The organism is Isoptericola sp. NPDC019693, assembly GCF_044389085.1.
GTDB lineage: Bacteria > Actinomycetota > Actinomycetes > Actinomycetales > Cellulomonadaceae > Isoptericola.
On the sequence record NZ_JBIRXP010000002.1, the window covers coordinates 600,633 to 622,074 of the forward strand.

20 protein-coding genes and 1 tRNA gene are annotated in these 21,442 nt (G+C 73.2%); 15 read left to right on the forward strand and 6 right to left on the reverse strand.

All coding sequences use genetic code 11. From position 1 onward, the window contains the following. Nucleotides 1-57: 57 nt before the first annotated feature. From ACH436_RS08115 to ACH436_RS08165, 11 genes are all read left to right on the forward strand, one after another. Nucleotides 58-1,176 carry a 2-dehydro-3-deoxygalactonokinase gene (locus ACH436_RS08115; protein ID WP_430559686.1) on the forward strand — a complete coding sequence of 373 codons (1,119 nt, stop codon included), beginning with the start codon at nucleotides 58-60 and terminating at the stop codon, nucleotides 1,174-1,176. Next, nucleotides 1,173-1,787, forward strand: a complete 615-nt coding sequence (locus ACH436_RS08120) for a 2-dehydro-3-deoxy-6-phosphogalactonate aldolase (RefSeq protein ID WP_430559687.1) — start codon at nucleotides 1,173-1,175, stop codon at nucleotides 1,785-1,787. The genes ACH436_RS08115 and ACH436_RS08120 overlap by 4 nt, the downstream gene beginning before the upstream one ends. 91 nt (nucleotides 1,788-1,878) lie before the next feature. Beyond that, nucleotides 1,879-3,027 (forward strand): galactonate dehydratase, encoded by a 1,149-nt coding sequence (gene dgoD, locus ACH436_RS08125; RefSeq protein WP_430559688.1) that lies wholly within the window; start codon nucleotides 1,879-1,881, stop codon nucleotides 3,025-3,027. A gap of 5 nt (nucleotides 3,028-3,032) precedes the next feature. Beyond that, on the forward strand, nucleotides 3,033-4,412 hold the full coding sequence (locus ACH436_RS08130) for an MFS transporter (RefSeq protein WP_430559689.1): 1,380 nt from the start codon (nucleotides 3,033-3,035) through the stop codon (nucleotides 4,410-4,412). 36 nt (nucleotides 4,413-4,448) lie between these two features. Continuing rightward, the gene (locus tag ACH436_RS08135; RefSeq protein ID WP_430559690.1) at nucleotides 4,449-4,982 is read left to right on the forward strand and encodes a DUF501 domain-containing protein; all 534 of its coding nucleotides are present in this window, start codon (nucleotides 4,449-4,451) and stop codon (nucleotides 4,980-4,982) included. Between the two features lie 70 nt (nucleotides 4,983-5,052). Beyond that, nucleotides 5,053-6,042 carry an exopolyphosphatase gene (locus ACH436_RS08140; RefSeq protein WP_430559691.1) on the forward strand — a complete coding sequence of 330 codons (990 nt, stop codon included), beginning with the start codon at nucleotides 5,053-5,055 and terminating at the stop codon, nucleotides 6,040-6,042. Between the two features lie 128 nt (nucleotides 6,043-6,170). Beyond that, entirely contained in the window at nucleotides 6,171-6,503 is a 333-nt protein-coding gene (locus tag ACH436_RS08145) for a PadR family transcriptional regulator (RefSeq protein ID WP_430559692.1), read from the forward strand. Then, entirely contained in the window at nucleotides 6,503-7,873 is a 1,371-nt protein-coding gene (locus ACH436_RS08150) for a hypothetical protein (protein WP_430559693.1), read from the forward strand. Before ACH436_RS08145 ends, ACH436_RS08150 begins: the two co-directional genes overlap by 1 nt. A gap of 112 nt (nucleotides 7,874-7,985) precedes the next feature. Continuing rightward, nucleotides 7,986-9,437 carry an NAD(P)/FAD-dependent oxidoreductase gene (locus tag ACH436_RS08155; RefSeq protein WP_430559694.1) on the forward strand — a complete coding sequence of 484 codons (1,452 nt, stop codon included), beginning with the start codon at nucleotides 7,986-7,988 and terminating at the stop codon, nucleotides 9,435-9,437. A gap of 71 nt (nucleotides 9,438-9,508) precedes the next feature. Beyond that, nucleotides 9,509-9,582 (forward strand) — tRNA-Leu (locus tag ACH436_RS08160). Between the two features lie 286 nt (nucleotides 9,583-9,868). Beyond that, nucleotides 9,869-10,210: an Ltp family lipoprotein gene (locus tag ACH436_RS08165; protein ID WP_430559695.1), complete on the forward strand. Its 342-nt coding sequence runs from the start codon at nucleotides 9,869-9,871 to the stop codon at nucleotides 10,208-10,210. A 26-nt stretch (nucleotides 10,211-10,236) separates the two neighbouring features. On the opposite strand, the gene ACH436_RS08170 is transcribed toward ACH436_RS08165, so the two are convergent. Then, nucleotides 10,237-11,157: a LysR family transcriptional regulator gene (locus ACH436_RS08170; RefSeq protein ID WP_430559696.1), complete on the reverse strand. Its 921-nt coding sequence runs from the start codon at nucleotides 11,155-11,157 to the stop codon at nucleotides 10,237-10,239. Between the two features lie 71 nt (nucleotides 11,158-11,228). Between ACH436_RS08170 and ACH436_RS08175 the strand changes: the two genes are divergently transcribed. Then, nucleotides 11,229-12,167, forward strand: coding sequence for an EamA family transporter (locus tag ACH436_RS08175; RefSeq protein WP_430559697.1), 939 nt, complete (start codon nucleotides 11,229-11,231; stop codon nucleotides 12,165-12,167). A gap of 10 nt (nucleotides 12,168-12,177) precedes the next feature. Then, on the forward strand, nucleotides 12,178-12,585 hold the full coding sequence (locus ACH436_RS08180; RefSeq protein WP_430559698.1) for a helix-turn-helix domain-containing protein: 408 nt from the start codon (nucleotides 12,178-12,180) through the stop codon (nucleotides 12,583-12,585). 155 nt (nucleotides 12,586-12,740) lie between these two features. Here the strand turns inward: ACH436_RS08180 and ACH436_RS08185 are convergent, their stop codons facing one another. From ACH436_RS08185 to ACH436_RS08195, 3 genes are all read right to left on the reverse strand, one after another. Beyond that, nucleotides 12,741-13,367 (reverse strand): ClpP family protease, encoded by a 627-nt coding sequence (locus ACH436_RS08185; RefSeq protein WP_430559699.1) that lies wholly within the window; start codon nucleotides 13,365-13,367, stop codon nucleotides 12,741-12,743. Nucleotides 13,368-13,378: 11 nt separating this feature from the next. Then, the gene (locus tag ACH436_RS08190) at nucleotides 13,379-14,005 is read right to left on the reverse strand and encodes a ClpP family protease (RefSeq protein ID WP_430559700.1); all 627 of its coding nucleotides are present in this window, start codon (nucleotides 14,003-14,005) and stop codon (nucleotides 13,379-13,381) included. Nucleotides 14,006-14,142: 137 nt separating this feature from the next. Further along, nucleotides 14,143-14,664 carry a MarR family winged helix-turn-helix transcriptional regulator gene (locus ACH436_RS08195; protein WP_430559701.1) on the reverse strand — a complete coding sequence of 174 codons (522 nt, stop codon included), beginning with the start codon at nucleotides 14,662-14,664 and terminating at the stop codon, nucleotides 14,143-14,145. A 133-nt stretch (nucleotides 14,665-14,797) separates the two neighbouring features. On the opposite strand from ACH436_RS08195, the gene ACH436_RS08200 reads away from it, so the two are divergent. Both ACH436_RS08200 and ACH436_RS08205 read left to right on the forward strand, forming a co-directional pair. After that, nucleotides 14,798-16,030 carry an MFS transporter gene (locus ACH436_RS08200; protein WP_430559702.1) on the forward strand — a complete coding sequence of 411 codons (1,233 nt, stop codon included), beginning with the start codon at nucleotides 14,798-14,800 and terminating at the stop codon, nucleotides 16,028-16,030. Nucleotides 16,031-16,156: 126 nt separating this feature from the next. Then, nucleotides 16,157-19,531, forward strand: a complete 3,375-nt coding sequence (locus tag ACH436_RS08205; protein WP_430559703.1) for an efflux RND transporter permease subunit — start codon at nucleotides 16,157-16,159, stop codon at nucleotides 19,529-19,531. 72 nt (nucleotides 19,532-19,603) lie between these two features. Here ACH436_RS08205 and ACH436_RS08210 read toward each other — a convergent pair whose 3' ends face one another. Then, nucleotides 19,604-20,464 (reverse strand): ABC transporter permease subunit, encoded by an 861-nt coding sequence (locus tag ACH436_RS08210; protein ID WP_430559704.1) that lies wholly within the window; start codon nucleotides 20,462-20,464, stop codon nucleotides 19,604-19,606. Beyond that, a complete protein-coding gene (locus ACH436_RS08215) occupies nucleotides 20,461-21,429 on the reverse strand; it encodes an ABC transporter ATP-binding protein (protein ID WP_430559705.1) in 969 nt (322 codons plus the stop codon). Before ACH436_RS08215 ends, ACH436_RS08210 begins: the two co-directional genes overlap by 4 nt. Nucleotides 21,430-21,442: the final 13 nt, after the last annotated feature.

Consider the following 21,442-nt stretch of genomic DNA (forward strand, 5'->3'; position numbering starts at 1 on the left):
TCCCGATAATAGGGACGCGGTTCTCATAATCGGGATCGGCTGCCTACCGTCCCGACCATGGCCGACCACGCACCCCGGCGCGACGCCGCGCTCGTCGCCCTCGACTGGGGCACCTCCAGCTTCCGGGGCTGGGTCCTGGGCGCGGGCGGCGAGGTCCTCGACGAGGTCCGCACGGACGACGGCACCCTGCGCTGCTCGGTGGGCGCCGGCTCCGGCTTCGAGCGTGCCACCGCCTTCGAGCGGGCGTTCGAGCGCCTCTGCGGCCCCTGGCTCGACCGCCACCCGGGGCTGCCCGTGCTCGCCGCGGGGATGGTCGGCTCCAACCACGGCTGGGCCGACGCGGGATACCTCGACGTGCCCGCCGAGCTCGCGCGGCTCGCGGACCACCTCGCTCAGGTGCCGGTCCCCGGTCGCGTTGCCGGGTCCGTCGTGCACCTCGTCCCGGGCCTGCGGGTCGCAGGCTCGGACCCCGACGTCCTGCGGGGCGAGGAGGTGCAGCTCGTCGGCGTGCTCGAGGAGCTCCGCGACGACGCGGTCCAGGGGGCGTCGGGGCGCCTCACCACGGCGGTGCTGCCCGGCACGCACTCGAAGTGGGTGCGCCTCGACGGCGACCGCGTCACGGGCTTCACCACGGTGATGACCGGTGAGCTCTACGGCCTGCTGCTGCGCGACAGCATCCTGGCCCGCCTCGCCGAGCCGCGCGCCGACGACGGCGCGGCCACCGACGCCTCCGACGTCACCGCGGCCTTCGACCGCGGCGTCGACACCGACGCGGACCGTGGCGACGACCGCGGCCTCGCATCCCTGCTCTTCACGGCCCGCACCCTCGTGATGGCCGGCACGCTCCGGCCCGACGAGGTGGCGGACTACGTCTCGGGGCTCCTCGTCGGGTCCGAGGTGCGGCACGCGCTGCGCTCCGCCGACGGCCCCGGAGGCGGGCCGGGACGAGTCGTCGTGTGCGCCTCCCGATCGACCGGGCCGCGCTACCACCGGGCGCTCACGCGCCACGGGGCCGCGGCGCACGGCGTCGGCGAGGACGTCGCCGCGCGCGGCCTGTGGCGGGTCGCCCGCGACGCGGGCCTCGTGGCCGCGACCCCCGACACCCCCGAGACGCCCGAGACGCCCGAGACCCCGGACGCCGCCACCCCGCACCGCACGGAGGAACGATCGTCATGACACACCGTCCCACCGGCCTCGTCGCCATCCTGCGGGGGCTCACGCCCGCCGAGTCCGTCGACGTCGCGACGACGATCCTCGAGGCAGGGTTCGACGCCGTCGAGGTGCCGCTCAACTCTCCGGACCCGCTCGAGTCGGTCAGGCGCATCCGCGACGCGGCGGGCCCGGACGCGCGCGTCGGGGCGGGCACCGTGCTCACCCCCGACGACGTGCGCCGTGCCGCCGACGCGGGCGCCTCGCTCGTCGTGTCGCCGAACGTGCGGCCCGACGTCGTCGCCCAGGCGGAGCGGCTCGGGCTGGAGAGCTACCCGGGGGTGGCCACGCCGACCGAGGCCTTCGTCGCCCTGGACGCCGGCGCCACCGCCCTCAAGCTCTTCCCCGCCACCGCGGTCGGCGTCACGGGCCTGCGCGCCTGGGCGAGCGTGCTGCCCGCCGGCACCGCGCTCGTCCCGGTGGGGGGCGTCGACGCGTCGAACCTCGGGGAGTGGGCGCGCGCCGGCGCGGCCGGCGCCGGTCTGGGCACCTCGCTGTACCGGCCGGGGGACACGGCGCAGACCGTCGCCGCGCGCGCCGCGGAACTTGTCCGCGTCTGGGCCGAGCACACCCGCTGACGCCTGCAGAAGTCGACCCGCGCCGGCACCGCCCGGACCATGCACCACCACCCGCATCACCCGCACGAGCAACGACGCTGAAAGGCAAGCCGTGAAGATCACGTCGCTGACGACATTCGCCGCCCCGCCCCGCTGGCTCTTCCTGAAGATCGAGACCGACGAGGGGATCGTCGGCTGGGGAGAGCCCGTCCTGGAGGGCCGCGCCGCCACCGTCGCGGCCGCCGTCGAGGAGCTGGCCGACTACCTGGTGGGCAAGGACCCCCGCCAGATCGAGGACCACTGGACCGTGCTGTACCGCTCCGGCTTCTACCGGGGCGGCGGTGTCCACATGAGCGCGCTGGCCGGCATCGACCAGGCGCTGTGGGACATCAAGGGCAAGGCGCTCGGGGTGCCCGTGCACGAGCTGCTGGGCGGGCGCGTGCGCGACCGCATCAAGGTGTACTCGTGGATCGGTGGCGACCGGCCGGCCGAGACCGCCGCGGCCGCGCGCGACGCCGTCGCGCGCGGCTTCTCCGCCGTGAAGATGAACGGGCCCGAGGAACTGCAGTACCTCGACACCCGGGACAAGGTGGAGAAGGTCGTCGCCAACGTCGCCGCCGTCCGCGAGGCGGTCGGGCCCGACGTCGGCATCGGCGTCGACTTCCACGGCCGCGTGCACCGCCCGATGGCGCGCGTCCTCCTGGAGGCGCTGGAGCCGTACCACCTGATGTTCGTCGAGGAGCCGGTGCTGTCCGAGCACGTCGACGGCGTCGCGGACGTGCTGCGCGCCTCGAGCACGCCGATCGCCCTGGGGGAGCGGCTGTACTCGCGCTGGGACTTCCGGCACGTCCTCGAGTCCGGCGTCGTCGACGTGATCCAGCCCGACCTCTCGCACGCGGGCGGCATCACCGAGGTGCGCAAGATCGCGGCGATGGCGGAGGCGTACGACGTCGCCGTCGCCCCGCACTGCCCGCTCGGGCCGATCGCGCTCGCGGCCTGCCTCCAGCTCGACGCGGTCGCGTACAACGCGGTGATCCAGGAGCAGAGCCTGGGCATCCACTACAACACGTCCAACGACCTGCTGGACTACGTCGTCGACCCCGCCGTCTTCGCCTACTCCGACGGGATGGTCGAGATCCCGCGCGGGCCCGGCCTCGGCATCGAGGTGGACGAGGACTACGTCCGCGAGCGGGCCGCCGTCGGGCACCGGTGGCGCAACCCCGTGTGGCGACACGCCGACGGCTCGTTCGCGGAGTGGTGAGGCCGATGACGTCGCGCACCACCTCGGGCACCACCCCCGCCGCAACCTCGAGCGCGGGCGGCCCGTCCGCCGCCGTGCGCCGCCACGCGACGCGGGCACGCTTCGCCATCGCCGTGATGCTGTTCGTCACGGTCGTCATCAACTACCTCGACCGGGCGAACCTCTCGGTCGCCATGCCGGCCATCGCGGCGGACCTGGAGCTCACGCCGCAGATGCAGGGCCTGCTGCTGAGCGCCTTCGGCTGGACGTACGCCGCCATGCAGATCCCGGGCGGGTGGCTCATCGACCGCGTCCCGCCGCGCGTCCTGTACCCCGTGTGCCTGGTGCTGTGGTCGCTCGCCACGGCCTTCATGGGCCTGGTCGGCGGGTTCGTGGCGCTCGTGTGCCTTCGCCTGCTGGTCGGCATGCTCGAGGCGCCCGCCTACCCGATCAACAACCGGGTGGCGACCACGTGGTTCCCGGACAAGGAGCGGGCCACCGTCATCGGGTTCTACACCTCGGGCCAGTTCATCGGCCTCGCGCTGCTCACCCCGGTCCTCACCTGGCTGCAGACGGCGTTCAGCTGGCACTGGGTCTTCATCGCCACGGGTGCCGTCGGCGTGGTCTGGGGCGTCGTCTGGTACGTCGTGTACCGCGAGCCCCGCCAGTCCCGCGCGAACGCCGCCGAGATCGCGCACATCGCCGACGGCGGGGGCCTGGTCGACGTCGAGGCCGAGACCCGTGCGGCCGCGCGCGGCAAGACGTTCGACGCGCGGGACTTCGCCCACGTGCTGCGCTCGCGCAAGCTGTGGGGGATCTACATCGGGCAGTTCTGCCTCACCTCGACCATGTGGTTCTTCCTCACCTGGTTCCCGACGTACCTCGTCGACTACCGCGGCATGGACTACATCCAGTCGGGCTTCCTCGTGTCGCTGCCGTACGTGGCGGCGCTCGTCGGGGTGCTGCTGTCCGGCGTCGTGTCGGACGCGCTGCTGCGCAGCGGCCGGTCCGTGGGCTTCGCCCGCAAGGCGCCCATCATCACCGGGCTCCTGCTGTCCACGGTGATCATCGGGGCCAACTTCACGGACAGCACCGCCCTGGTCATCGTGTTCCTCTCCGTCGCGTTCTTCGGCAACGGGTTCGCGTCGATCACGTGGTCGCTCGTCTCGGCCCTCGCGCCGCAGCGCCTGCTCGGCACCACGGGCGGCACGTTCAACTTCATCGGGAACCTGTCGTCCATCGCGACGCCGATCGTCATCGGCTTCCTCGTCAGCGAGACGAGCTTCGCGCCGGGGTTCGCCTACATCACGGGCGTCACCCTCGTCGGCATCCTCGTGTACGTGTTCATGGTCGGCCGGATCGAACGCATCCCCGACCGGCCGGACGTCGCGGTCGGGGGAGAATAGGGGTAGTCCCGCCCGCGAGCACCCGAGGAACCCGTCGTGACCGACCAGACCCCCGCCAGCACCTCCGCCGACGGAGCCGACCCGTCCGTCGTCACCGACCGCGACCTCGAGGTGCTCGCCGAGCAGCTCGGTCGTGAGCCGCGCGGCGTCGTCGGCATCGCCGCCCGCTGCGTGTGCGGTCGCCCGCTCGTGGTGCGCACGGCGCCGCGGCTGCCCGACGGCACGCCGTTCCCGACGACCTACTACCTCACGCACCCCGGCGCCGTCGCGGCCGCGTCGCGGCTGGAGGCGGACGGCGTGATGCGGGAGATGACCGAGCGTCTCGGCGAGGACGAGGAGCTTGCTGCGGCCTACCGGCGCGCGCACGAGCACTACCTGGCGCGCCGCGCCGAGCTCGGACAGGTCGACGAGATCGAGGGCATCTCGGCCGGCGGCATGCCCACCCGCGTCAAGTGCCTCCACGTGCTCATGGGGCACGCGCTGGCCGCCGGGCCGGGGGTGAACCCGCTCGGCGACGAGGCGCTCGCGCGGGTGCGGGACCAGTGGCGGCCCGACCGCTGCACCTGCTGACCGCACCCGCGGACGACGTCCGTCACACCACCCCGCTCCGCAGAGCGAGCCGTCGGTGGTGGATGAGAAGGTGTCGCCCGTGACCGAACGCCCCACGCCCTCCACGCCGTCCGCGGTGACCCGGGTCGCCGCCATCGACTGCGGCACCAACTCGATCCGTCTCCTGGTCGCCGACGTCGGGCCCGACGGGCGGCTCACCGAGGTCGACCGGCAGCTGCGCATCGTGCGCCTCGGCCAGGGCGTGGACCGCACGGGCGAGCTGGCGCCGGAGGCCCTGGCGCGCACGCTGGAGGCCTCGCGCGACTACGCGGCGGTGATCGCCGAGGCGGGCGCGACGCGCGTGCGCTTCGTCGCGACGTCGGCCACGCGCGACGCGCGCAACCGGCGGGAGTTCTTCGACGGCGTGCGCGCCGCGGTGGGCGTCGACCCGGAGGTGGTCTCCGGGCGCGAGGAGGCGGAGCTCTCCTTCCGCGGGGCGACCGCGGGCGTGGCCGCGCATCACCCCGGGCCGTACCTGGTGGTGGACCTCGGCGGCGGCTCGACCGAGCTCGTCCTCGGCACGACGACGCCGGAGGCGGCCCTCTCGCTCGACGTCGGGTCGGTGCGGATGACGGAGCGCCACCTGCACTCCGACCCGCCCGCACCGGCCGAGGTCGAGGCCGCGCGCGCGGACGTGCGCGCCGCGCTCGGCGAGGCCGCCCGCACCGTCCCGTTCGGCCGCACCACCACCCTCGTCGGCCTCGCCGGCTCGGTGACGTCGGTGACCGCGCACGCCCTCGGGCTGACCGAGTACCGGCGCGACGCCGTGCACGGCGCCGTCCTCGGCGTCGACCGGGTGCTCGCCGCGTGCGACGACCTGCTGCACCGCACCCGGGAGCAGCGCCTCGCCCTCGGGTTCATGCACCCCGGCCGGGCGGACGTGATCGGCGCGGGCGCGCTGGTCTGGGCCGAGGTCGTGCGCCGCGTGCGCGACGACGTCGCCGCCGCGAGCGGCTCGCTGGCCGACGTCGTGACGAGCGAGAGCGACATCCTGGACGGCATCGCCCTCTCCCTGGCCTGACCGCGCCGCGTGCGGTCCGCACCCTGCGGTCTGCACGGAGCGCGCCGACGACACGTCGGCGCGCCCTCCTTCCACTACTGCGCATCGCGCACTACTGTCTGACGCGAAGCACTCGGGAGGAGAGGGCGATGGACACGACGCAGCTGCTCAAGGGGGTCCTCGACGCGGCGGTGCTCGCCGTCGTCGAGGACGACGACGGCTACGGGTACGACGTGGTGCGACGCCTGCGGGCGCGCGGGCTCGACGACGTGGGTGACGCGTCCGTCTACGGCACGCTCCGGCGGCTGTACGCAGCGGGCGCGCTCACCAGCTACGTCGTCCCGTCGGAGAACGGCCCGCACCGCAAGTACTACGGCATCACCGCGCACGGGCGGCAGACGCTCGCGATCCAGCGCAAGGAGTGGCAGGAGTTCGCCGGCACCGTCGGCGGCCTCCTCGGGAACAGGGACGAGGCAGCCTGATGAGCAGCACCGCACCCGGCGACGACGCCGGCACCGCCACGACCGCGACGTCCCTCGCCGACGTCCTGGCCACGCACGCCCGGGGCTACGCCCAGGCCGTGCGTCTCCACCTGCACGACCTCGACGCCGACGTCGTCGAGGAGCTCACCGACGGCCTCGAGGCGGACCTCGCCGAGACGCTCGCCGACGCCGGTCGTCCGGCGGACCTCGCCGGCACCGGGAAGCCCGCTGAGGACGTCCCGCTCGATCTCGTCGCTGCGTTCGGGCCGGCGAGCGGGTACGCCGCCGAGCTGCGGGCGGCGGCAGGGTTCCCGCCGGCCGCCACGGCTCGTCCACGACCGAGCCTGCGCGTGGCGCTGGGGGCACGGTGGATCCTGCTGCGCGAGCGATGGGCGGAGCTGTGGCGCCCGGTGACGTCGACCCCCCGATGGGCCGCGCTGCGGACGCTCGGTCGTGAGCTCCGGCCCGCCTGGTGGGTGCTGCGCGGCTGGGTGGTGGGCGCGCTGCTGGTCGCGTGGTTCGGCACGCGCACGGGTCCGCCGTCGCTCGTGCCGTTGGCGGTGACGGACGCGCTGATCATGGCGGGCGCCGCCCTCGTGAGTGTCCAGTGGGCGCGCGGCCGGTGGCTGCCCGGGCGCTGGCGGCACCGGCTCACCCTCGCGACGTCCGTCGTCGCGGTGCTGGCCGTGCCGGCCGTCGCGAACGCGACGCACGACCAGAGCGTCTTCGGCACGCAGGGGTCGACCACCGCGGTGGCGGACAGCTCGTACGCCGACGCGGGCGTCGTGGCGTACGACGAGTACGGGTTCGAGTACGACGGGGACGACGGCGTGGTCGTGGAGGGGCGGCAGGTCGCGAACCTCTTCGTCTACGACGCGCAGGGAGAGCCGCTGCGCGACGTGCAGGTCTTCGACGACCGCGGCCGGCCGGTGCGCACCGTCCCCGAGGGCGCGGAGGGCACCTCGTGGACCGTGCCCGACGTCGACGGGGCCTGGAACTTCCGTCCCGCCACGTCCGACGACGGACGCGAGCGGTGGAACGTCTACCCCCTGCAGGCCGTGCCCGAGGCCGAGATGGAGTGGACGGAGGACGGCGACGTGCTGCAGCCCCAGGTCGGGACGCAGGCGGAAGACATGCCCTGGCCGTTCCTCCAGGCGCCGACCGCGATCGGCGAGCGCGCGGACGGTGCGGCGCAAAGGGCGGACGGCGACGGGGACCGCGACGACGGTGGCGCGGAGGAGGTGCCGCCCGCGGACGACGGCACGCCGGCCGAGGAAGGCCCCGCGCCGTCCCCCTCCACCGAGGGCTCCTCCGCCCGCACGGCGGACGCCGTGGCCAGGACGACCGCCGCGGCGGAGAGGGCTCGCTGACCTGCGGTTCCGTGGTGCGGCGGCGGGCTCGGCGCCGCACCACGGGAGCGGGGAGGGCCACGGGCTGGACCGCCCGACTGCGTGCCCCCGGGGCGGTCGTAGAATGGTGATCATGCCTCAGAACGTTCTGTCGTCGGACACCTCTGTCCAGGACGCGCCCGCAGCGGCCCCGCGGCCCCGCAAGGTGCCTCGCATCGTCGTCCTCGGCGGTGGTTCCGTCGGCCTCTACGCGGCGCGTCGTCTGCGCCGCAAGCTCGGTAAGCAGGATGCGGCGATCGTCGTCGTCGACCCCCGGCCGTACATGACGTACGCGCCGTTCCTGCCGGAGGCCGGCGCGGGCTCGATCGACGCCCGCGACGTCGTGGCCCCGCACCGCAAGGCGCTCAAGGGCATCGATGTGCTGCAGGGCCTGGTCAACCACATCGACCACGCCGGGCACAAGGTGACGATCCACCCCGAGGAGGGGCCGGACTACGAGGTCTCCTACGACCACCTGGTCATCGGCCTCGGCTCGGTGTCCCGCACGCTGCCCATCCCGGGCCTCGCGGAGAACGCGATCGGCTTCAAGAACGTGGAGGAGGCCATCGCGGTCCGCAACCACGTGCTCAACCGCATGGACGTCGCCTCGTCCACGTGGGACGCGGAGGCGCGCAAGCGCATGCTGACGTTCACGTTCGTCGGTGGTGGGTTCGCCGGCATCGAGGCGCTGGCCGAGATCGAGGACATGGCGCGCTACGCCACGCGCAACTACCCGACGATCGACGCCGAGGACCTGCGCTTCGTCATGATCGAGGGCTCCGGCCGCATCCTGCCCGAGGTCTCCGAGCCCATGGGCCTGTGGGCGCTCGACGAGATGAAGAAGCGCGGCATCGAGTTCCACCTCAACACGTTCCTGTCGTCCTGCGTGGACGGGCACGTCGTCACCTCGACGGGCGTCGAGTTCGACACCGAGACGATCGTGTGGACCGCGGGCGTCAAGGCGAACCCGGTCCTCAAGGAGGAGTCGGACCTCCCCGTCGACCGCATGGGCCGCGTCATCGTCAAGCCCACGCTGCAGGTCGCGACGGAGGACGGCGAGATCGTCCCCGACGCCTGGGCCGCGGGCGACTGCGCCGCCGTGCCGGACGTGCTCAACCCGGGCCAGTTCTGCCCGCCGAACGCGCAGCACGCCATCCGCGAGGCCACCAAGTTGGCCGACAACCTGGTCGCCGTCCTCAAGGGCCAGCAGCCGGAGGACTACGCCCACAAGAGCGTCGGCGTCGTCGCGTCCCTCGGTCTGTACAAGGGCGTCGCGGAGCTGTTCGGCTTCCTCAAGCTGCGCGGCCCGCTCGCGTGGCTCGCGCACCGTGGCTACCACGTCATGGCGATGCCGACCGGCAACCGCAAGATCCGCATCCTCATCGGCTGGATCGGCCAGTTCCTCATGGGCCGCGAGATCGTGTCCCTCGGCTCCCTGCACGACCCGCGCGACGAGTTCCGCAAGGCGTCCGTGCCGCCGAAGCAGCCCGGCGAGAAGGTCGAGCAGAAGGCCGAGTCCTCGGCCGCGCGCGCCGAGAAGGGCTGACCTTCCCCGGTACCGTGAGCGGGCGCCGGCGACCATCTTCGTGTGGTCGCCGGCGCCCGCTCCGTCGTTCCGCCCCCGTAGCCCAACTGGCAGAGGCAGCCGGCTTAAACCCGGCCCAGTCCCGGTTCGAACCCGGGCGGGGGCACCTGCGAACCAGATCGCGGTCGGGTATGGCACGCGTCGACCGCACCCCTTGGTGGACGCGTGCGTGATCTCGTGGTGCTGCTTCATGCCAGGCGGTGTCGTGAGGCAAGTGTCACGATGGAGGAACAGACCCACTCGAAGGGAGTGGACCGATGTTCCCGACAAAGACGCGGGCGCTCGGAGCGGCTGTCACGGTCGCGGCGGCGGGGCTGGTCGCCGGATGTGGTTCCACGGACGGTGGAGGGTCTCCGGAGACTGCCGAGGCAGTCATCTCCGAGCCGGCCGAGATGGAGTCACCTGCGGAGGAGGCGGAGTCGGCCGAGGATGCGGACGACGGCGCGACGGTGGCGCAGGAGAACGCGAAATCGAGTGCCGAGAGCTACCTGGAGATGGGTGGCTTCTCGAAGTCCGGTCTCATGGACCAGCTGGAGTTCGAGGGTTATTCGAAGGCTGACGCGAAGTACGCCGTGGCGCATGTGGACGTCGACTGGGACGAACAGGCCGAGATCGCGGCCCAGAACTACCTCGACACACAGTCGTTCTCGCGCTCGGGGCTCGTCGACCAGCTCGAGTTCGACGGCTTCACGACGGAGCAGGCCGAGCACGGGGCGGACTCCGTCGGGCTCTGACGGTCGGGACCGACGTCGCAAGGGACTCAGTCGGGCCTGTCGCCGCTCATTTCCGCCTCGACGTCGACACCCGCTCGGCGGAAGGCGTCGACGACGCGCCGGACGGCGAGCCGCTCGGCCCGGTCGGGGCGCAGCACGGCGGAGACGTGGCGCGCGGCGGCGACGTCGGCCAGCTCGCGCAGCACGATGCGGTCGCCGGTGGGCGTGGTGAAGCGGGGGAGGACGGCGACCTGGTCGCCCGCCGCGACGAGCGCCTCGATGAGGCGGTTGTCGCGCAGCCGCTGGACCACGCGGAGCTCGGCCCCGGTGGCCTGCTCGACGGCGAGGCGGACGGAGTCGAAGGGGTAGCCGAGGGGGACGCCGATCCAGTCCTGGTCGACCAGGTCGGTGGGCCGCACGCGGGGCAGGCGGGCGAGCGGGTGCGCCGCCGCCATCGCGATGTCGAGGGGCTCGCGCGCGAGCGGCACCACGGTGAGGCCGTCGGCGCCCGCGGGCCGCACGCTGGTGAGCGAGTGCGCGACGACGACGTCGTGGTCCGCGGTGAGCGGGCCGTACTCGGCCTCGGCGATGTCGACGTCCGCACAGCGCAGCGTGATGGCGGTGCCCGCGAGGTCCGCCATGACGCGCGGCAGGAGGAACGTGGCGGCGCTGGGCAGCGCCGCCACCGTCACGGTGCCGGAGGGCTCGCCCCGGAACTCGTCCCAGCGGGCCTGCACCTGGGCGAGCGCGGCGGCGACGCTCGCCCCGCCCTCGGCCAGCAGCCGTCCGGCCTCGGTGAGCCGAAGCCCGCGGCCGGCCGGCTCGACCAGCGGCGTGCGCAGCTCGCGCTGGGCGGTGCGCAGCTGCTGGGACACCGCCGACGGCGTGCGGTGGGTCGCGCGGGCGACGGCGGTGACGCTGCCGCGGTCGGCGAGCTCACGGAGCAGGTCGAGGTGCCGAACGTCCATGAAGGCAGCCTACCGACAGGATGAAGAATCTTTCGCTTGTCCTTCATTGTCGCGGGGGTGAGGCTGGGCGCATGCCCGCCCGCCACCGGCTGCTCGCCGTCCTGGTCGCCCTCCTGTGGGGGTTGAACTTCATCGCCATCGACGCGTCGCTGCAGCACTTCCCGCCGATGTTCCTCGTCGCGCTGCGGTTCGCGCTCATCGCGCTGCCCACCGTGCTCCTGGTGCCGTGGCCGGACGTCCCGGTGCGCTGGGTGATCGGGTACGGGCTCGGCTTCGGCGCCCTGCAGTTCCTCTTCCTGTACTGGGGGATGGCCGCCGGGATGCCCGCCGGGCTGGCGTCGCTCGTGCTGCAGATGTCCGGGCCGTTCACCGTGCTGCTCGGCGCCACGTTCCTGCGCGAGCGCGTGAGCGGCCGGCAGGTGCTCGGCATCCTCGTGGCCGTCGGCGGTCTCACCCTCGTCGCGTGGCAGCAGGCCGCGACCGCGACGGTGGTGCCCTTCCTGCTCACGCTGGCCGGCGCCTTCGGCTGGGCGATCGGCAACATCTGCAACCGGCAGGCCAAGCCGCAGAGCCCGCTGCGCCTCACCCTGTGGATGTCCGTGGTGCCGCCGCTGCCGATGCTCGCCCTGTCCCTGCTGGTCGAGGGCCCCGGCGAGATCGGCCGCTCGCTCACCTCGTGGGACGACCCCGGCGCGGTGGGCGCCGTCGTCGGGCTCCTGTACACGGTGGTGGTCGCCACGGTGGTCGGCTCCGGTGTGTGGACCTGGCTCATGGCCCGGCACCCCGCGGGCGTGGTCGCCCCGTTCTCCATGCTCGTGCCGGTGGTCGGCATGACGGCGTCCTGGGTGCTGCTCGGCGAGCGGGTGACGCTGGGCGAAGGGCTCGGCGCGGTGCTCGTGGTCGGCGGGGTTCTGTACGGGAGCTCCCGTGCCGGGCGCCGCCTTCTGCCGTCAGCAGAACGGCCGCCCGCCGAGCCGCTGGCGGAGCCCTCGGGCGCCGGCCGCGGGTAGCGTCGTGCGCATGACGGCGGACACGGGGTTCGGCACGACCGCGACGGAGCACGTGCGCGAGCCGCTGCTGCGGCACCTGGTCGGGGCGATCCTGCGCCGGGCGCGACTGGCCCAGGGGCGCACGCTCCAGGAGGTCTCGCAGGCGGCGCGCATGTCCACCGCCTACCTGTCCGAGGTGGAGCGCGGCCGCAAGGAGGCGTCGTCCGAGGTGCTCGCCGCCGTGTGCGCGGCGCTCGGCATCCGGCTCGTCGACCTCGTCGCCGAGGCGCACGACGCGCTCGCCGCGAGCGCCGAGCAGCAGCAGCGCGTCCGCGTGCTCACGTCGCTGCGCGACCGCTCGCCGTCGTCGTCCCGGCACGTGCGCTCGACGACGGCGGTGCGCTCGACGACGTCGGACGTCGTCGCCCTCGCCGCCTGATCGCCCGGAGCGCGAGGTAGTCCGGATCCCGCCGAGGTAGTTCGTGACACGGAGTCACGAACTACCTCGGCACGACTCGAACTACCTCGGCACGACTCGAACTACCTCGGCACGACTCGAACTACCTCGGCAGGTTCGGACTACCTCGCGCGGGGTCAGGCGGCCGCGGACAGCTTGCGCGAGGTGACGACGGCGTCCGCGACGCCGTACTCGACGGCGTCGTGCGCGGACAGGATGAGGTCGCGGTCGGTGTCGGTGCGCAGCCGCTCCACGGTCTGCCCGGTGTGCCGGGCGAGCAGCTGCTCGGTCTCGGCGCGCAGGCGGAGCACCTCGCGCGCCTGGATGGCGAGGTCGGAGACGGTGCCCTGCCCCTGGGTGGAGGGCTGGTGCAGCAGCACGCGCGAGTGCTCCAGCACGGTGCGTTTGCCGGGCGTGCCGGCGGCGAGCAGCACCGCCGCGGCGGACGCCGCCTGCCCCATGCAGGTGGTCGCGATGTCGCAGCGCACGTACTGCATCGTGTCGTAGATCGCGGTCATCGCGGTCGCGGAGCCGCCGGGGGAGTTGATGTACAGCCCGATCTCCTGCTCGGGCGCCTCGGACTCCAGGTGCAGCAGCTGCGCCATGACGACGTTCGCCACGCCGTCGTCGACCTCCGTGCCGAGGAAAACGATGCGGTCGCGGAGCAGCCGGCTGAAGACGTCGGAGTACCGCTCGCCGAGGGGCGTGCGCTCGACGACGTTCGGGATCGTGTAGCTCATCCGCTCGCCCGTCGTCGCAGTCATCGTCGCAGTCATCACAGCCCCGCCTTCCGGCCGGCGGCCGACGGCCGCACGTCCTCGACGCTCTCGACGATCCGGTCGACCATCCCGTACTCGACCGCCTCGGTGGCGGTGAACCAGCGGTCGCGGTCGCTGTCGGCGGCGACCTGCTCCACCGTGCGGCCGGTGTGCTGCGCGATGAGCTCGTGCATCACGCGCTTGGTGTGCTCGAGGTTCTCCGCCTGGATCGCGATGTCGACGGCAGTGCCGCCGATGCCGGCCGACGGCTGGTGCATCATCACCCGCGTGTGCGGCAGCACGTAGCGCTTGCCCTGGGTGCCGGTGGTGAGGAGGAACTGCCCCATGCTGGCGGCGAAGCCGAACCCGACGGTCACGACGTCGTTGGGCAGCAGCCGCATGGTGTCGTAGATGCCGAGCCCCGCGGCCACGGAGCCGCCGGGGGAGTTGATGTACAGGGCGACGTCGGACCGCGGGTCCTCGGCCGACAGCAGCAGGAGCTGCGCGACGACGCGGTTCGCGACGGCGTCGTCGATCTCGGTGCCGATCACCACGATGCGCTGGTGCAGCAGCCGCGCGGTGAGCTGGTCGTCGAAGGCGGGTGGGGCCGGCGGGGCCGGCGTGCTCAGGGTCGGTGTGCTCATGACCCCACGGTCCGACGCCGCGGGCCGGCGCGGGAGGGTTCTCTGCCCGCAGCGCATCTGCCCAGGGCAGAGAGGCCTTCGTTCACGGGCTCCCGGGGGAGCGGTGCGACGTCGCCGCGGGGCCGTCGCGGGCCGGCTCAGTCCGCAGAGGTGCCGCGCGCGTAGGCGTCGAGGTCGGTGTTGAGGCGCTCGACGAGCTCGGCGAGGAGGACGCGGTCCGCGGGGGACCAGTCCGCCAGCACGGTGGTGTACGTGGTGGCGCGCCGGCGGCGCTGCGCGTGCAGGGCGTCCCGGCCGTCCGCCGTGGCGGAGACGAGGACGGCCCGGCCGTCGTGGGGGTCGCGGGAGCGCTGGACGCGGCCGGCGCGCTCGAGGGAGACGACCTGTCGCGTCACCGTGGAGGCGTCGATGCCGAGCCGGTCGGCGAGGGCCTGCACGCGCTGGGGGCCGCCGTCGCGCAGGGCGTGCAGCAGCAGGTAGCCGGACCGGTCGAGGTCGTGCCCCCCGGTCCGGGCGGTGGTCGCGGCGGTGGTGCGCTCGGCGCGGCGCAGCAGCTGCGCGAGGCCGAGCTCGACGCGGGCGACGGTCTCCGGCGTCGAGCCGTCGTCGTCCGCGTCGGGGCGCGACGACCCGACATTGTTTCCCCGGGAAGCGGTCATAGGTGTATCCTACAGGTAATTACCTGCATCATGCAGGTATCTCGACGCCCGCACCGCCCCGGCCGTGCGACGGCGCAGCACCAGCAGCAGACGACGCCCGCGGTCGACCCGTGGGGGCAGGAGCGAGGAGTCCGTGGCAGTCACACGCAACGAACCGAACAAGACCGCGATCTACGCGACCGCGCTGACCGCGTTCTTCGCGATCGCCGGCATCGCCGTCGTCGACCCGATCCTCCCGGTGATCGGCGAGGCCATCGGCGCCACGACGTGGCAGATCGAGCTGCTCTTCACGGCGTACATCGCGGTCATGGCGCTCGGCATGATCCCGGCCGTGCTCGCCACGGGGAGGTTCGGCTACAAGAAGATCCTGGGCGCCGGCGTCACCCTCGTCGCGATCGCCGCGATCCTTGCCGCGCTGAGCACGTCCATCGGGCAGCTCGCCGCGCTGCGCGGCCTCTGGGGCCTCGGGAACGCGATGTTCTTCGCCACCGCGATGGTGCTGCTCGTCTCCCTCGCCAACGACCGCGAGTGGGTGGTCGGCATCTTCGAGACCTGCGTCGGCCTCGGGTTCGCCGTCGGGCCGCTCATCGGCGGCCTGCTCGGCAGCTTCTCCTGGCGGGTGCCGTTCCTCGCCTGCGGGCTGTTCATGATCGTCGCGCTGGCCATGTCGATCACCAAGCTCAAGGACCCGGCACAGAAGCCGAGCCCGCTGCGCGTCGGCCAGGTGTTCTCGCTGTTCCGCAAGCCGGCGTTCCTGGCGCTCGCCGTGGTCACCGCCACGTACAACTTCGTCTTCTTCGTCATCCTCGGCTACACGCCGATCTTCCTCGGGCTCGACGTCGTCCCCCTGGGCCTGGTGTTCACCGCCTGGGGCCTCGGGCTCGCGTTCGGCATCCTCGTCGTCGGGCACAAGCTCGCCCACACCATCGGCGCCGTGCAGACCCTGGGGATCGCCGTCGCCGGCGTGCTCGTCATGACCCTGCTGCTGGCCCTCGGCCTCCCGACGGCGGCCTCGATCGTCGTCCTCGTCGTCGCGGGCGTCTTCATGGGCATCGCCAACGCGATCCTCACCGACCTGTCCCTCGCGCTCGGCGACCCGGACCGCCGTGTCACGACCGGCGCCTTCAACCTCGTGCGCTGGGGCTTCGCCGCCCCGGCCCCGGTGATCGCGGGCCTGCTGCACCCGGTCGGCGCCTCCGCGCCCTACTGGGTCGGTGTCGGCGTGCTGGCCGTGGGCGTGGTCGTCTTCCTGCTCACCGCGCACACGATGGCGGGCCGGCTCGGCGAGAAGGTGCTGTGGGCGCGGTGGAACAAGGCCGCCGCCGCCGTCGAGGGCACGCCCGAGGAGGCCATGTCCGAGCTGTGACCTTGGCCGGACATCCTCCTTCCGGAGGATGTGGGCGGGAACTCGGGCGGCGTATCGTCCGTTCAGCCCGTGCGTCACGACAGCGGAGTCGTGCCCCGTCCTGCCGACCGCCCGTCTGGAGTGAGCGTGTTCCGACTTGCCCGCCTGTCCCTGGCGAACCGCGCCGTCGTCGCCCTGGCGACGATCGCGATCTTCGTCTTCGGGGCGATGAGCCTGGGCTCCCTCAAGCAGGAGCTCATCCCGTCCCTGGAGCTCCCGGCGGGCGCGGTCGTCGCGACCTACCCGGGCGCGTCGCCGGAGGTGGTCGAGCAGCGCGTCACCGAGCCGCTCGAGGCCGCCGCGCAGTCCGTGGAGGGCATCGAGTCCATCGGGTCGACGGCGTCCACGGGCAGCTCGGTCACCACCGTGCAGTTCGAGTACGGCACCGACATGGACGCCGCCACGCAACGGCTCCAGACGGCCGTCACCCGCATCCAGTCCCAGCTCCCGGAGGACGTCGAGCCCCAGGTGGTCACCGGCTCGCTCGACGACCTGCCGGTCATCCAGCTCGCGGCCGCGGGCAGCCAGGACGCCGGCGAGGACGTGGACCCGGCGGCGCTCGCGGACACCGTCGACACGGTGGTCGTGCCCGCGCTGGAGGACCTGGACGGCGTGCGCTCCGTCGCGGTCACCGGCGGCGAGACGGACCAGGTGCTGGTCGACGTCAAGACGAAGAAGCTCGCCGAGGCCGGCCTCACCACCCAGGACGTCGCCGACGTCCTGAAGGACAACGGCGTCGTGCTGCCCGCGGGCACCGTCACCGACGACGACGTCACCTACTCCGTGCAGGCCGGCTCCAGCATCGACAGCGTCAAGGAGCTCAAGTCGCTCCCGCTCGTGCCGGACCCGGCGGTCGGGGCGGGCGCGACGACGGGCGCCGGCGACGCCACCGGCGGCACCACGGGCCAGGTCGGCGACGGCACCGGCGCTCCGCCGGCCGCCGACGGCTCGACCCAGGGCGCCACCCAGCCCCCGGCCGCGCCCGAGCCCGTGACGCTCGCCGACGTGGCCACCGTGGAGGTCGTGCCGGTCGAGGCGACGTCGCACTCCCGGCTCGACGGCGAGTCCTCGCTGGGCGTCGCCATCACCAAGACCCCCGACGGCAACACCGTCGAGGTGTCCCACGCCGTCCAGGACGCGATGGACGACCTGCGCCCCGAGCTCGCGGACGCGGGTGTCACCACCGCCGTCGTCTTCGACCAGGCGCCGTTCATCGAGGAGTCGATCGAGGGCCTCGCCACCGAGGGCGGGCTCGGCCTCCTGTTCGCCGTGATCGTCATCCTCGTCTTCCTTGTCTCGCTGCGGTCCACCCTCGTGTCGGCCGTGTCGATCCCGCTGTCGCTGGCCGTGACCTTCGTGGTCATGAACGCCACCGGGTACACGCTCAACATCCTCACCCTGGGCGCCCTGACCATCTCGATCGGCCGTGTCGTCGACGACGCCATCGTGGTCATCGAGAACATCAAGAGACACCTGTCGTACGGCGAGGACAAGAAGGCCGCGATCCTCACGGCCGTGCGCGAGGTGGGCGGCGCGATCACCGCGTCGACCATCAGCACGGTCGCCGTCTTCCTCCCGATCGCGCTGGTCGGCGGCATGGTGGGCGAGCTGTTCCGACCGTTCGCGATGACCGTCGCGATCGCGATGCTCGCGTCGCTGGTCGTGGCGCTGACGATCGTGCCCGTGCTGGCGTACTGGTTCGTCAAGGCGCCGGCGGTGGCCACCGACCCGGCAGAGGCGGAGCGCGTCCGCGAGGCCGCCGAGGCCAAGGAGCGCCGCGGACTGTGGCAGCGCGCTTACGTGCCGAGCCTGGCCGCCTCGTTGCGCCACCCGTGGGTGACGCTCGTCGTCGCGGTCGCCGTCCTCGGCGGCACGCTCGCCCTGGTGCCGCGCCTGGAGACCAACTTCATCGGCGACTCCGGCCAGGACACCGTCACCGTGACGCAGACGTTCGAGACCGGCGCGTCGCTCGAGGCGCAGGACGCCGCGGCCTCCGAGGTCGAGGACGCCCTGTCGGGCGTCGACGCCGTGGAGAGCGTGCAGACCACGGTCGGGTCCGGCGACGCCGCGATGGCCGCGTTCATGGGCGGGGGATCCGCCCCGCAGGCCTCCTTCGCGATCACCCTCGACCCCGACGCCGACGGCGTCGAGGCGCAGGGCGAGATCCGCGACGCGGTCGAGCCCCTGGCGGGCACCGGCGTCACCTCCGAGGTCAGCGTCTCCGGCGGGGACTCGGGCTTCGGTTCCAGCACCGTGGACCTCGTCGTGCAGGCGCACGACAGCGACGACCTCGAGACGGCGGCCCAGGACGTCACCGACGCGGTGTCCGGCCTGGACGGCGTCGCCGAGGTGACCAACGACCTCGCGGCCGCCCAGCAGGTGGTCCAGGTGTCGGTCGACCGCGAGAAGGCCGCCGAGGCCGGGCTGACCGAGACCCAGGTGTCCGGCATCGTGTCGGGCGCCATGGACCCGGAGCAGACCGCGGGCGAGGTGGACCTCGGCGACGGCCCGGTCGACGTCGTCGTGAAGACCGGCGACGCCCCCGCCACGCAGTCCGAGATCGAGGACCTCGAGGTGCCCACCGCGGCCGGCATGGTGCCGCTCACCGACGTCGCGACGGTCGAGAAGGTGGACGTGCCCACCTCGATCTCGCGCGCCGACGGCGCACGCTCGGCCACCGTCTCGGTGACGCCCGAGACGCAGGACGTCGGCACGCTCAGCGCCGACATCACCGCGGCGACCGACGAGCTCGACCTGCCCGCCGGCGCCACCGTGGAGATCGGCGGCGTCGCGGCCGACCAGGCCGACGCCTTCGCCGACCTGGGCCTCGCCCTGGTGGCTGCGATCGCCATCGTCTACCTGGTGATGGTCGCGACCTTCGGGTCGCTGGTGCAGCCGCTGATCCTGCTGGTGTCGGTGCCGTTCTCCGCGACGGGCGCGCTGCTGGCGCTGCTCGCCACGAACACCCCGCTGGGGGTGCCGGCGCTCATCGGCGTGCTGATGCTCGTGGGCATCGTCGTGTCGAACGCCATCGTGCTCATCGACCTCATCAACCAGTACCGCGACCCGGCGCACGGGCAGCCGCGGTCGCTGGACGAGGCCGTGCGCGAGGGGGCCCGCAAGCGGCTGCGCCCCATCGTCATGACGGCGCTGGCGACGATCTTCGCGCTGACGCCGATGGCGATCGGCCTCACCGGTGGCGGGTCGTTCATCAGCCAGCCGCTGGCGCTCGTGGTGATCGGCGGGCTGATCTCCTCGACGCTCCTCACGCTGTTCGTGGTGCCGGTGCTCTACGAGCTGATCGAGCGCCGCAAGGAGCGTCGTCAGGGCAAGCGCGACACGCGGGCCCAGCGCAAGGCGGAGCGGGCCGAGCACGCCGCCGACCGGGCCGCCGAGAAGGCGAAGGCCGCCGAGGAGGCCGCCGCCGTTGCCCGTCGCCAGGCGGGCACCGACCCCGCCTGAGCGTTGTGAGCGCGATTCCGGGGACAATTCCCGCGCGGAATGTCCCCGGAATCGCGCTCACAACCTTCCTGGTCAGGCGTCGCGGCGGCGGAGCGTGATCGCCGCCGCGACGAGCAGCACCACGGTGTACCCGACGAGGACGGCGTAGCCCACCCACGGGTCGAGCAGGGTGTCCGTCGCGATGCCGCGGGAGATGACCCGCTCGCCGGCGACGCTGGGCAGCAGCTTGTTCACCCAGTCCGTCCACGCGGCGTCGGTGGCCTGGACCACGATGTTGAAGATCAGCGGCACCACGAAGAACAGCGCCACGATCGTGAAGATGGCGCCCGCGCTGTGCCGCATCAGGGTGCCGACGGCGAGGGCGAACGCCGCGACCGTCGCGAGGTAGAGGACGCAGCCGACCAGCGCGCGCACCTGCTCGGGGTCGGACAGGTCCACGCTCAGCCCGGCCTCGTCGAGGAGGGGTGCGGTGGCGACGTAGGCGATGGCGAGCGCCACGGCCACCACCACGGCGGTGGTGAGCACGATGACGACGAGCTTCGCCCACAGCACGGGCAGCCGCCGCGGCACGGCGGCGAACGTCGAGCGCACGGTGCCGGTCGAGTACTCGCTGGTCACGATCAGCGACGCCAGCACGCCCACGGCCAGTGCCCCGAACGAGTAGCCGAAGGTCACGATCGTCGTGCCCGTGAGCCCGATGGCCTGGAGGCCCGGGTCCTGCGACATGCCCTCGGACATCTCCGGCGTGTCCGAGGCCACGCGCACGATCGCCGCCATCATGAGCGCCAGCCCGACCATGACGACCGCCGTGATCACGACGGTCCACACGGTCGATCGCAGGCTGCGGAACTTGATCCACTCCCCGCGCAGCACGCGGCCGAACGACACGCGGTGCACGACCACGGCCGGTGCGGCCTCTCGGGTGGCGGTCATCGGGGCGCTCCGTCCGTCGTGGTGCCGGCATCGGCGCCCGTGGCGCCCGCAGCCCCCTCCAGGTCCTCCGCCTGGTACTCGACCGAGTCGGCGGTGAGCTCGAGGTAGGCCTCCTCGAGCGTCGAGGAGACGGGGGTCAGCTCGTGCAGGACGACGCCGCCCGCGGCCGCGAGCTCGCCCACGCGGGCCGCCTCGAGCCCGGTGACCTCGAGCGCGCCGTCGTCCGCGGGGGCGACGGCGCCGCCCTCGCGCCGCAGCGTGTCGACGAGGTCCGCGGCCTGTGGCGAACGCACCCGCACGAGGTGGCGCGAGGCGCCGTCGACGAGCTGCTGCACCGGCATGTCCGCGAGGATGCGCCCCCGCCCGATGACGATCACGTGGTCCGCGGTGAGCGCCACCTCGCTCATGAGGTGGCTCGACAGGAAGACCGTGCGCCCCTCGCCCGCGAGGAGACGGGCGAGGTTGCGCACCCACAGCACGCCCTCCGGGTCGAGGCCGTTGACGGGCTCGTCGAGGATGAGCGTGCGGGGGTCGCCCAGCAGCGCGACGGCGATGCCGAGCCGCTGCCCCATGCCGAGCGAGAACCCGCCCACCCGCTTGCGCGCCACCGCCGCCAGGCCCGTGAGCTCGACGACCTCGTCCACCCGCGACGGGGCGATCCCGTGCGTGGCCGCCAGCGCCAGGAGGTGTTGGCGCGCCGTGCGGCCGGGGTGCACGGCCTTCGCCTCGAGCAGCGCCCCCACCTCGGCGAGCGGCCGGGCGTGCTCCGCGTACGGGCGCCCGTTCACCGAGACCCGGCCGGCCGTGGGGCGGTCCAGGCCCATGATCATCCGCATCGTGGTGGACTTCCCGGCCCCGTTGGGCCCGAGGAAGCCCGTGACCGTGCCCGGTCGCACGGTGAACGTCACGTCGTCCACCGCCAGCTTCGGTCCGTACCTCTTGCTCAGTCCGTGTGCCTCGATCATGGTGCCCCTCGTC